This window comes from Pseudarthrobacter sp. Y6, from assembly GCF_050156205.1.
Lineage (GTDB): Bacteria > Actinomycetota > Actinomycetes > Actinomycetales > Micrococcaceae > Arthrobacter.
This window is the reverse complement of the sequence record NZ_CP189574.1, coordinates 1577642-1589968: the sequence shown is the minus strand read 5'-3', so window position 1 is coordinate 1589968 and position 12327 is coordinate 1577642. Positions and strand designations below refer to the sequence as shown.

At 67.4% G+C, this 12327-nt stretch carries 6 protein-coding genes; 1 reads left to right on the top strand and 5 read right to left on the bottom strand.

Translation table 11 applies throughout. The features are described 5' to 3' along the window. Positions 1–101: 101 nt before the first annotated feature. The 3 genes from ACQCSW_RS07605 to nudC form a co-directional block, all read right to left on the bottom strand. Positions 102–713, bottom strand: a complete 612-nt coding sequence (locus ACQCSW_RS07605) for a M48 family metallopeptidase (RefSeq protein ID WP_426990198.1) — start codon at positions 711–713, stop codon at positions 102–104. Beyond that, complete coding sequence (locus ACQCSW_RS07600; protein WP_426990197.1) at positions 710–2845, bottom strand: ATP-dependent DNA helicase UvrD2; 2136 nt, start codon at positions 2843–2845, stop codon at positions 710–712. Before ACQCSW_RS07600 ends, ACQCSW_RS07605 begins: the two co-directional genes overlap by 4 nt. A gap of 68 nt (positions 2846–2913) precedes the next feature. Then, entirely contained in the window at positions 2914–3936 is a 1023-nt protein-coding gene (gene nudC, locus ACQCSW_RS07595; RefSeq protein WP_426990196.1) for an NAD(+) diphosphatase, read from the bottom strand. Positions 3937–4092: 156 nt separating this feature from the next. Here nudC and ACQCSW_RS07590 point away from each other — a divergent pair, with 156 nt between their 5' ends. After that, positions 4093–5337, top strand: a complete 1245-nt coding sequence (locus tag ACQCSW_RS07590; RefSeq protein ID WP_426990195.1) for a macrolide 2'-phosphotransferase — start codon at positions 4093–4095, stop codon at positions 5335–5337. 49 nt (positions 5338–5386) lie between these two features. On the opposite strand, the gene ACQCSW_RS07585 is transcribed toward ACQCSW_RS07590, so the two are convergent. Beyond that, positions 5387–8929 carry an ATP-dependent helicase gene (locus ACQCSW_RS07585; protein WP_426990194.1) on the bottom strand — a complete coding sequence of 1181 codons (3543 nt, stop codon included), beginning with the start codon at positions 8927–8929 and terminating at the stop codon, positions 5387–5389. Further along, the gene (locus ACQCSW_RS07580; protein ID WP_426990645.1) at positions 8926–12285 is read right to left on the bottom strand and encodes an ATP-dependent helicase; all 3360 of its coding nucleotides are present in this window, start codon (positions 12283–12285) and stop codon (positions 8926–8928) included. Before ACQCSW_RS07580 ends, ACQCSW_RS07585 begins: the two co-directional genes overlap by 4 nt. Positions 12286–12327: the final 42 nt, after the last annotated feature.

The following is a 12327-nucleotide window of genomic DNA, read 5'->3' as shown; positions in this document are numbered from 1 at the left end:
TATCAACGGCCCGACGCGAGGCCACTGCGCATCCGACAACACCTCAGCCGAGCAACGACAGCTGCCCGTCCCCAACACTAGGCGAAGGTAGAAGACACGCCCTAGTCGGCGTCGCCTGGCTCTGCGTCGTTGCCTCCCGCGGGCAGGCCCCGGGAGGTGGCAAACGAGACGCCTTCCAGGAAGGCCTTGGCCCGCATTGTGTCGGGGTAGGCCTCCAACAGTTTCCAGAAGGCGGCGTTGTGCCCGGCCACCAGCAGATGGGCGAGTTCGTGCAACAGGACATAGTCGATGACCCACTGCGGCATGGGCCGGAGCTTGTCGGAGAGCCGGATGGATCCTTCCGACGGCGTTGCGGAGCCCCAGCGCGAGTTCTGGTTGCTGACCCAGCGGACCGACGTCGGGACTGCCCGTCCGGCGAAGTGCCGGGTCGAAAGGTCTGCGGCATGGGCCGCCAGCGCGGCATCCGTGGCCGGCTGCCTACTTCCTTTGCGGGAGCGCCGCTCCCCCTGGCGGTGCAGCTTGGCCAGCATGCGGTGCACCCATTCGGACTCCTGTGCGGCCGTGAACCGGGCCGGAATGGCCACCACTGCCGTCCCGTTTTCCCAGAAGGCAGCCACGGTCCGGGTCCGGCGGGCCGACCGCCGCACCTCAACCGGCGCTCCGTCCGCCGTCGTGAGGGGCGGGTTGCCCCGTTCTGCCGGCTGGCGGGTCACAGGGTGGTGCTTTCGACGAGCACCCGCAGCACGTCTTCGCCGTATCGTTCCAGTTTGGACGGACCCACGCCGGCCAGTGCCGCCAGTTCCTCCAGCGTGGACGGTTTGGCCTCTGCGATAGCCGTCAGCGTGGCATCCGTGAAGACCACAAACGCCGGCACCTCGGCAGCCAATGCGATTTCCTTCCGCCACTGCCGAAGGGCATCGAACGTCTGTTCTTCGTAGCTGGGAGGACAGTCGTTGCAGCGGCCCACCTTGCGTTCGGCACCGCTGGCCAGCATGCTCCCGCAGACCCTGCAGGTGGCTGGGGCGGCCGATTTCCGGCGCGGCACCGGCCCTTTTCCGCGGGCACTGGAGCTGGCCACCGAGTTGGGCCGGAGTCCGTCGAGGAAGCGTGAGGGTTTGCGGTTGGCCCGGCCGCCCGGTGTCCGCGCCGTGGACCAGGAAAGCGCCAGGTGCTCGCGCGCACGCGTGATGCCCACGTAGAGCAGTCGGCGCTCCTCATCCACGGCTTCCGGTGTGTCCGCGAAGGAAATGGGCATCAGGCCTTCGCAGAGGCCCACCAGGAACACGGCGTCCCATTCGAGGCCCTTCGCGGCGTGCAGCGATGCAAGCGTCACGCCCTGGACAGTCGGGGCATGCTGCGCCAGCGATCGTTCCTGAAGTTCATTAACAAAGTCACCGAGACTGAACTGCTCACCGCGGACGTGGACCAGCTCGTCCGCGAGCGCCACCAGCGCTGCCAGCGACTCCCAGCGTTCGCGCAATGCGCCGCCGTTATGGGGCGGGGCGTCCGTGTAGCCAAGCGAGGCCACGATATCGCGGACCAGCTGGCCGAGCGGTTCCGGCGACGCGGTTTCAGCGACGGCCCTGGTTGCCGCGCGCAGCTGAAGGATGGCGTCGCGCACTTCCTTGCGGGCGAAGAACCGCTCACCGCCACGGAGCTGGTAGCTGATCCCGGCCGCCGCGAGCGCCTGTTCGTAGGCTTGGGACTGCCCGTTCGTGCGGAAAAGGACAGCGACCTGGCTCGCGGGAGTGCCGGCGTCGAGCAGTTCCTGGACCTTGATGGCGACTGTGGCGGCTTCGGCTTCATCGTCGGTGCATTCGGTGAACTGTGGGACGGGCCCCGCCGGCCGCTGGGCCACCAGCTGCAGCGGAGCCGCCCAGGCAGCATCGGCCACCGGTCCGCCGCCGCGCCGTGCGGCAAGGAGATCGTTGGCCAGCTTGACCACCTGCGGCGTGGAACGGTAGTCCCGGATCAGTTTCACCACATTGGCCTCGGGGTACTGGGCCTTGAATCCCAGGAGGTGTTTGGGCGAAGCGCCGGTAAACGAGTAGATCGTCTGGCTCGCATCGCCGACCACGCACAGCTCGTCCCGACCGCCCAGCCACAGTTCCAGGAGGCGCTGCTGCAGCGGAGAAACGTCCTGGTACTCATCCACCACAAAATGCCGGTACTGCTCGCGGACGGTGGCCGCGACTTTCTGGTCCTCCTGCAGGATCCCGACCGTGATGAGGAGTACGTCCTCAAAATCAATGACGTTGCGGTCGGTCTTGACGTCCTCATAGGACTGGAAAACCCGGGCGACGGCGGTGAGGTCGAACCCGCCGGGGGTTCCCCTGCCCTGCGCGTTCTCCAGGTAGTTGGCCGGGGTCAGCATGGAGACCTTGGCCCACTCGATTTCGGAGGCGAGGTCCCGGATGGAAGCGCGGTCAGTGCTGAGCCGCAGGCGGCGGGACGCTTCGGCGATCATCTGGGCCTTGTGGTCCAACAGGTTCGGCAGCGTGCCGCCTACCGCCTGTGGCCAGAAAAACTGCAGCTGCCGCAAGGCGGCCGCGTGGAAGGTGCGCGCCTGCACGTTGCCCACGCCGAGGTCCCGCAGCCTGCTCCGCATTTCCGCCGCGGCCCGGGCCGTGAACGTCACGGCGAGGAGCCGCTGGGGACTGTAAACGCCTGAATGCACGCCATAGGCAATCCGGTGCGTAATAGCCCGGGTCTTGCCGGTGCCGGCACCGGCAAGGACGCACAGCGGGCCGTTCAGCGTGCTGGCAACCTCACGTTGTTCGGCGTCAAGTCCCCCGAGGATTCGTTCCTCAAGGGACTCTGCACTGTCAAAATTCTCTGTGGTCACTTCTGCTGCTCTGTTGTCGCGACTGCCACATGCTGGCGTCTGGCCAATGGTGATGCCTGTTCCGGGTATCAGGTGTCCGTGCGGTCCATGATCCGGCCGCCATACCAGTGCTCAATCAGCGAGCGTGCAATGGACAGCCGGCTGGAGATGGTGATTTCACCGGCAAGCACGGCGTCCTGGAGTTCCTCCCGGCTGAACCAGCGCGCACGGGTTACCTCCACGCCGTCGGGCTTTGCCTCGTTGTCTGCGGTGATGGCGGTAAATCCAAGCATAAGGGAGGCCGGGAACGGCCACGACTGCGAGCCCAGGTACTGGCAGCCGGTAACCCTGACACCCACCTCTTCGTGGATTTCACGCACGACTGCCTGTTCAAGGGATTCTCCGGGTTCTACGAATCCGGCGAGGGTGGAGTAATTTTTCGCGTCAACGGGCCCGCCGCCGCCGAGCAGCAGCCGTCCGTCAGGCCCTACTACCGTGACAATGATGGCCGGATCCGTCCGGGGGTAGTGTTCCGAGTTGTCCTGGGGGCAGCGGCGTACCCAGCCGCCGGCTTCCACGACAGTGTGGGCTCCGCAGCGGGGGCAGTGCGTATGGCCGGCGTGCCAGTTGGCGATGGCGCTGGCTTCGACGAACAACGCCGTGTCAGTGGGGTTCAGGACGGCGGCAATGTCACGGAAGCCGGTCCACTGTACGTCGGCCGGGATGCCGGCCGTGCCGGGCTCGGCAGGTTCGGGAAGGACAACCAGGACCACTTCAGTGCCGGCGGCCAGGTCGGAACCCTCCAGCGCGGCGCCAAGATAGATGACCTGCTCTGGGGCTGAGCCACCGTCGCGCAACTCAGCCAGCAACCGGGTGGCTACGGGCAGCAGAAGCTGGTTCCCCTGTACCAGGGCCTGCCGCCCGGCAAGGACCACTGTCCGCGTGTTCTCGCTGTCCAGCAATTCCTCAACCATGCCTGGCCGGACGCGGTCAGCAGAGCCACGGTCCACGGCAGCCGGGAGAACCGGCAGCACGGTATCGAACAGGTGGTTGGCCGGCAACTGGACTGCCTGCGGCTGGTAGGCCGGTATAGCGGACTCCGCATGACTCATAGGTCCACCGTACTGACTCGGACTGACAATTCACATTTGGCGGGGACATTTGGCAGGGTCGTCCGGACAGGGTGTGAGAGCCGACTTTTGCAGCATATCTGGAGACTCGCCGCCGCACATCGTTGTCTTGGACGCCACTCAATCTACCGTGGAACGGTGAGAAGAAAACCGATCGAACTGGCAGCCGTGGCAACCGCGGCAGTCCCCGGGCTGACCCCAACCGCCGTTAGCTCCGCTGCGGACGATCCCGCGGATTTCGACTCCGCGCTGCTGCTGGATTCGGAAGGCAAACAGTGGCGGGTCAGGTCCCCGCGGCATGCGGAAGCAAGCGCCAGGCTCGAGACGGAGTTCCTTGTCCTCCGGGCATTCGCGCCGGCCATCCGGGCCGAGCTGCCCTTCCTGATGCCCACTGTGGCCGGCAGCGTCCGGCTTGGCAACCTCAGCACTTTTGTATACTCCCATCTGGCCGGGGGCACGCAAAGTGTGGAAGAACTCACCGCGGGTCCGGCCGCGCTTGCCCGGGAAATCGGGACAGCCCTGGCGGCCATCCACGATCTTCCGCACGCCTTGGTCAGCAATGCCGACTTGCCCAGCTATACGCCCAACGAATTCCGCCAGCGCCGCCTGAATGAGCTCGACCAGGCGGCCACAACCGGAAAAATCCCGGCGTCGCTGCTGCTCCGCTGGGAGCATGCCCTTGAAGACGTCTCGCTGTGGCGGTTCAACCCGTGCGTTGTCCACGGTGACCTCCATGAGGACAACCTGCTCGTCGAAAGCGGCCGTGTCACGGCGGTTACGGGCTGGACGGACCTGCGGATCGGGGATCCCGCCGACGACTTCGCCTGGCTGGTTGCCTCGAACGAACAGGATTTCGTGGACGCAGTTCTAGCCAGTTACACCGGCAGCCGCCGCGACGCCCCGGACCAGCACCTGCTCCGGCGGGCTGCCCTGTCTGCCGAGTTCGCCTTGGCGCAATACCTGGTCAAGGGCATTGCTGCCGCCGATACCGGGATGGTTGCTGAAGCCGAAGGCATGCTGGAAACGCTCGCGGCCGACGTCGAAGAGCATGGAGGCCAGGCCATCAGTGTCGAGCCGCTGCCGGCCCCGGCCGCCCCGGCCGACGACGCCGCTCAGTCCCCTGCGGCCGACTCCACGGCAGCCCAGTCCCCCGCAGTGAGTGTGGTCGCTGCTCCGGCGGTGACCATCGTCCCCGTGCCCGTCCCATCGGTGGAGCCGGTTCCGGTCGTGCCCGCCGTCGAAGTCAGCCCTATCCCGGCTGAGCCCATCCCGTCCGGCGTAGCACCGGCGGACGAAGACACTGCAGACGAAGAGCCGGCCGACAAGCCGTCGGTACGCCCGTCCGCCGAGGACACGTCCACTGCGGCCATCAGCATCGTCTAAGCCAGGGAGCACTGACCTTAGGGAGCACTGACCTTAGGAAGCACTGACCTTAGGGAGCACTGACGTCGAGGGCAGCGGTCACGATCTGTTCGAGCTCCTCAGCGGAGCCCAGATCGTGCGGCCGCACCACCTGGTTGTCCGCAACGTAGAAGAAAGCGGCCCTGACGTCCTGCACTGCCACGCCCTTGAGCCGGGCCCACGCCAGCCGGTACGCGGCGAGCTGCACCGATTTGGCCCTCAGCGGCGCGGCAGAGGGCCGGCGGCCGGTTTTCCAGTCCACCAGGTCCCACCTCCCGTCCGCGTCCTGGAAGACAGCATCTATGCGTCCACGGACCACCACGTCGCCTACCCGCGTTTCCACCGGCACTTCGACAAATGCCGGTGACCTGCCAGCCCATTCCGAGGCCTTAAATGTGGCCACCATGGTGTCGAGGTCGTAGGCGGCGTCAATATGGTCGTCGGAGCCGGGGGCCTCGCCGAGATCCAGCATGCCCGCTGCGCCGAAGTATTCTTCAACCCAGGCGTGGAATGCCGTCCCCTTTCGCGCCGACATCCCGGGCTCACGCGGAACAGGCCTTCGCAGCCGGCCCACAACTCCCGCCGGGTCCTCGCCAAGGTCAACCAGCGTGGACGCAGAGATATGGCCGGGCAGGTGAACGTCCTGCCCGGAGGCACGCCTGGAACGCCGTTCCAGCAGCAAGGCAGCTTCCCTGGCCCAGCCCGCCGCATTGCCCCGGAGCCTTGGCCCGGACTCATCGGCCGTTGCAGGCTCAAGGACCGGCACTGAGTCCTCGGAAATCAAGGGCTCCAAAGCTGCCCGGACGCGTGCCGCGGCGTTCTCCATGGACAGCCGCCTACCGGGAACAACCCGCAGGCGCTCCCCGGTCCGCGGATCCACCGGGCCTTCGAGGGGGTCATAGGGCCATCCGGCCACCTCGGTTTCGGTAGTCAACGGGCTCTTTTCAGGCAGGGAGGCTTCGTCCACTGACGCCGAGTGCACTATGGCGGCACAGATTTCCGCTGCGTCCGCCGGTGCGGTATTGGGGCCGGAGCCGACAAGCTGTTCCAGTTCAGCGAGGAACGGTGACATCTCGGCACGGCCTGCCCGGGAGCCCACCCATGCTGCGCTTGAGACCCAGAGGACGTGCTTTGCCCTGGTGTAGGCCACGTATGCCAGGCGGCGTTCCTCGCCCTCACCATGGACCTGGACGGCTGATTTGAAGTCCTTCTCGGCGTCCAGCCAGCCCTTCTGGTCCGGCTGGTCGGTATCCCATTGGGGCAGATCCAAACGGTCCCCCCGCAGCGGCCACGGCAGGGCCGCCGCGCCGCTGCTCCAGCGGGAGTCCTTGTTGCTGGGGAAGGCGCCGGCGTTGAGGCCCGGAACAAAAACGACGTCCCATTCCAGGCCCTTTGACGCATGGACGGTCAGCAGCTGCACAGCCTCGCGGTTGATATCCGACGGCGGAGCTTCGAGGCCGTTTTCCTCGGCTGTGGCAGCTTCAAGCCAGGCAAGGAACGCGAGGATGTCCACCCGGTGCGAGGTCCGCAGGAAGCCGGCCGCCGCGTCCTGGAAGGCATCCAGGTTTCGGCGGGCCTGGTGGATGCTGGTTCCCGGGCGCGCTGCCACTTCGATGTCGAGCAACATGGCGCGTTCCACCTCGCCGAGCAGGGTGGTGAGGTCGTCCCCGAGGTAGCCTCGCAGCTGCCTGAGTTCCGTTGAAAGCCTGCCGAGGCGGTCGCGGGCCAGCTCGGTCAACGTCCGGCCGTGGGAAGAGGTCCAGTCTTCGCGTGGCAGCCAGTCCAACGCTTCAACCAGGCTGGCACCGTCAGTCAGGTCGCTTTCGATGACGGCCTCGTCGGACGCGTCTGTGGGCCCGTCCTCCGGCGTGGCAGCGTCGGCCGGGCGGCCGCGTCGGCGTGCGAGCTGGCTGGACCAGTCGCGGAAGGCCATCAGGTCTGCCGGCCCGATCCGCCAGCGTGCGCCAGCCAGGAGGCGCATCAGGGAGTCCGAGCGTCCGGGATCAGCGAGCACCCGGAGCGTGGCCACCAAGTCAACGATCTCCGGGGTATCGAGCAGCCCGCCGAGCCCAACGATTTCGTAGGCAATCTCCCGCGCCTCGAACTCCCGCCGGATGGTTTCCATCTGGGCACGTCGCCGGCATAGGACGGCCAGTGCCGGCGGCACCGGTGTGCCGTCGGCCTCCCTTTCAAAGTCCGTGACCCGGTACTTCAGGACGTCCCCGGCCAGGGCGGTAGCTTCGTCGAGGTCTGTGCCGAAGCGGCCTAGGACCACCTGCCCCTCCACAGCAAAAGGGCTGGGCTGCAGTGGGGGTACAGTCGCCGCCGCAGTGGCCGTGCCCGCGGGCATCGTGCCTGCCGCGGCGGTGGCTGCAGGGGCGCTGCCGGCAGGGGCCTTGTGCGCCTCCGCGCGCCCCAACGCCTCTGACATGATGTTGGCGGCGGACAGGATGGCCCGGCCGTTGCGCCACGCCGTCGTGAGGTACGACGTAGGGGCGGGTACGAAGCGTCCCGGCCCGTCGTCCCCGTCCACGCGGACAGGGAATTCACGGACAAAGTGGAAGAGCTGACCTGCCGAAGCACCCCGGAAGCCGTAAATCGACTGGTTGGGGTCCCCCACCGCGGTGACCCCGTGGCCCTCGCCGAAAAGCCGCGAAAACAGGACCAACTGGGCATACGACGTGTCCTGGAACTCGTCGAGGAGCACCACTTTGTAGCGCTGGCGTTCCATGTCCGCAGCGAGGGGGATCTCCCGGGCCACACGGGCCGCCAGTGCCACTAGGTCGCCGAAGTCCAATGCCCCCCGTGACTTCTTGGCGGCGACGTAGCGGCCCACCATGTCAGCCACGCTGGCCCTGGTGCGCAGCATCGCAGCCAGCTCACCGGCTGCCTGGGGGGCGTTCTTGTTCGCTCCGGCCACGTAGGGACGTTCTTCAAACTCAGCCAGCCGCGCCAGAAGCCAGGCCTCGACGTCGGCCGGTTCCTGCAGATGCTCTGCGCACTCCCCCGCGAGCTGGATGACTGCCTTGACCAGCGTGGACTTGGCTGCCTTGAAGTGGCTGTAATCGCCGTCGAACGCTTCCACCACTTCGCTGGCGAGCTGCCAGGCGTGGGCTCCGCCGAGCAGCACAACGTCGCGTTCCACGCCAAGCCGCAGACCGTAGTCAGAAACAATGCCGCTGGCAAATGAGTGGTAGGTGGACACTTTGGGCTCAAGGGCGTCGCTGCTGAGCAGTCCTTCGGGGAACACGTCATGCCGTGTGTCCTGGGCAGCGACCCGCTGCAGTGCGGCCAGCTTGGCCCGGATCCGGGTGGCCAGCTCGCCGGCCGCCTTCCTGGTGAAGGTTACGCCCAGGACCTCCTCAGGCCTGACCCAGCCGTTGGCAACGAGCCAGAGGACACGGTCGGCCATGGTGGCGGTCTTGCCGGAGCCCGCTCCCGCGATCACCAGCCGGGGAGCCAGGGGTGAGGAAATGATTGCGGACTGTTCGGGCGTCGGGGTGTTCTTTTCGCCCAGAAGCCTGGACAGCTGCTCGGGGCTGAACAGGGGCTCTGGAAGCTGGGGGTGGCTCATTCGGTGACCTGCTTTCCGCGGACACAGAGCGGACAGACCTCAGGGAGCCTGCAGCCGTGCCCCCCGTGGCTGCTCTTTGCCGGGTCATGCCTGGCTTCGAAGCTGTTGCCGGACATTACCGCAGCCGCATCGGTGACGATGTCCAGCGCCCAGTTGTCCTTGGCCTCCAACGGATCCTGTTGCTGGACGCCGGGACTCTTGGTGCTTGTTCCGAGCTGCGCCAGCACTGCGCCGCCCGGCACTGCTGAGCCCGGCACTGCTGAGCCCGGCACTGCTGAGCCGGGCAGTCCGTGTACCTCTGCGAAACCGCCTGCCAGGACCGCTGCCTGGTAGGCCCCTAGCTGGGGATGGCGAGACAACTCGGTCTTGCCCGGCTGCCGCTTTCCTGTCTTGAGGTCCACAATGACCAGCCTTCCTTCGGCGTCGATCTCCAGCCGGTCAACCTGGCCGCGGAGCACGGCGGGGCGGGGAAGGTCGGTCCCGCCGGCCAAATCTCCGATGGACCGTGCATCGCCGCCCTGGCCATCGCCCAAGTCCGCCATCATCGGCGCCAGCGCCGGCGGAACGTCGGGCAGCCGGACCTCAAAGTCCTGCTCGACGCCCAGCAGGCTCCGGCCCTCGCTCCGCATCACCAGGACATACTGGGCGAGCTTGCGCACCATTGTTTCGGCACGCTGGAAGTCGAGTTTGCCTTCCCAGTTGTCCTTCATCCCCAGGGTTGGCCACTGGCGGATGAGTTCGGCGACGTACTCGCCCCCGGAGGCTTCCGGCAGGTCCTGCGCGATCGCGTGGACCAGGGTTCCCAGGCTCCGGGCGAAATCGGTGGCGGCCTCTCCCCCGGCCGCCTGCACAAACCAGTCGAGCGGTGATTTCTGCACGGATTCGACCTTCGACGGCGATACGTAAACAGTCCCTCCGGGCGGGACAACCGGCTCCGACGTCGTCAAAGGAGGCAGGCCCCACCAGCTGTCCGGATGCGCTCCCGGGACAGCCGGTTTCACGACGGCAAGTCCGGCCAGGACCCTGGCAGCCTCGGCGGCTTCGGGCTCATACCTTTCATCCAGCTGCGCGTATTGGCGCAGTTCTGCCACCAGTGCGCGAAGGGTCATGGGCCGTTCCACCGGAGTGAACCCCCTGCCCTCGGCACCCGGCTCAAGCGGCGCCACATAATCAAGGAAGGACGACGGCTGATCATCCTCGGACGAAACAGCGGTGCAGATCAGCATCTCGCACGCCCTGGAAACGGCCGTGGAAAAGCTTCGGAGTTCGTCGTAACGGATTTCCCGCAGCCGGCTTAGCGGGTCCAGCTGCAATGCATAGCTGACCCCGTGTTCGACGGCGTCAGCGTACAGGCTGCTGCCCAGAAGCTCACCACGGAGCCGGGTGTTGGGCCAGACGCCTTCCTGCAGCCCCGCCACAATGACCACGGGCCACTGCCGCCCGGCAGCACTGGCCGGGGTCATCAGCTCGACGGCGTCGTCCACCTGAGCCCGCGCGGCCAGAGTATCCATGGGCAGCTCCTGGTTCAGGAGGTACTCGAGGAACTGCTCCGGCCCGGCGCCCGGCATCTGGTCCACGTAGCGCTCGGCTGTGTGGAAAAGCGCCATCATGGCATCGAGGTCCCGGTCGGCGCGGGCTCCGTGGGAACCGCCGGTGAGGGCAGATTCGGTCCACGCGTTGGCCAGTCCGGTGGAGTGCCACAGTGCCCAGAGAACGGTCTCGGCATTGGCTCCGGGCTCGGCGGCGGCGCTCCGCCCGGCCTGGATCATGCGGGCGGTCCGGCGCGCGGAACGGCCCTCCAGGCCCAGCGTCCCCAGTGCGCCCGGCTCCAACAGCGCCTCAACCAGCAGCGCATCGCTGGTCCGTCCGCCGCCGCCCTGCAGTTCCTCCCGCCTGAGCGACTGCCGGAGCCGGCGGAGTTCAATGGACGTGGCGCCTCCAATGCGCGACGTCAGCAATGCGACGGCGGCCTCCGGCGTCAGCAGCTCGGGGTCCAGTGCTATGGCGTAGGCGTCCAACAGCGGGCGCACGGCCACCTCATCGCGGACCGCGGATTCGGCCACCGGAACGCGTACCGGGATCCCCTGGCCCGTGAGGTAGCGCTGCAGCTCACTGAGCTGTCCGCCGTTACGCACGATCACGGCGATCTGGGCCAGGTCGCGGCCACGGTTGACGTGCTGGTCCAGGATCCGCTGGGCAACGTACCGCAGTTCGTGGACCGGGGACGGTACCAGGTGTGCTTCCACCGTGCCGGCGGACTGAGGTTGGGGTTCGACGACGGCGGCGGGGCCGTGCGCGGTTCCGGCGAGGGGTTCGGGCTGCTCGAGCCGCCTGGCCAGCTGGCCGCCCGCACGCTGCGAGATCCGGCCCGCGACGCCGAGCCAGGCCTCGGCGATGGCGGGGGCGTGCCGATGGGTGTGCCAGAGCGGCCGCTCGATGACGCCGGCTTCCGCAGAAAGCAGGCGCGGCAGCTCCGCGACCAGGTCGGGCCTGGCCCCGCGGAAACCCTGCACCACGGTATCCGGGGAGAAGGCGACATAGCAGTCCTTGCCGGCGGCGATATCGGCGAGCAGTTCGAAAACGGCAGGGTTTGCCTCCTGCACATCGTCCACCAGCACCAGCTGGAGACGATCCCGTTCAGCAGCCAGGAAGTCAGGCTCGTCCTGGAAGATCTGGCGTGCCGTGGTGATGATGCCGGCGGGATCGAAGGCCTCCGGCATTCGCAGGTCCAGGACGTCCCGGTACTCGGCGTACAGTGCCGCCGCAGCGATCCAGTCCCGCCGGCCGCACTGATGGCCCAGCTCCTCAAGGTCACCGGCTGTCCGGCCGGATTCGATGATCCGGTCGAAGAGTTGCCGTACCTCGTGGCGGAAGCCCCGTGTCTCCAGTGCCGCTTCGAGGTCCGCAGGCCACGGAAGTTCCAGCCCGGGCATCCGGTGACCCTCCAGGAGCTCGCGGATGATGAGGTCCTGTTCCGGGCCTGACAGGAGGCGCGGCGCGCGCGGAAGCGGAAGGATTCCTTCTGCCTTTGCCCGGCGGATCAGGTCAAACGCATAGGATGCCCAGGTCCGGGCCGGCGTGGTGCTCAGGCTCCGGTCCAGCCGTGCGGTGAACCGGTCGCGGAGTGAGTCGGCGGCGAGGCGTCCGGGTGCCAGGATGAGGATCCGCTCCGGGTCCACGCCGTCCCGCAGTGCCCGTCGGACGGCGGCTTCGATCAGGACTGTTGATTTTCCGGTTCCCGGTGCGCCTGGAACCAGGACCGGCCCGGAGCCGTGGGGGACGTCGACGGCGTCGCGCTGGTCTGCGGACAACGCCGGAAAGTCGGCGTGCAGCTGCCGAGGAGGGAGAAGACGCAGGCCCGCACCGGTGGCACGCCCGGCCGCGGATGCGGGCCTGGC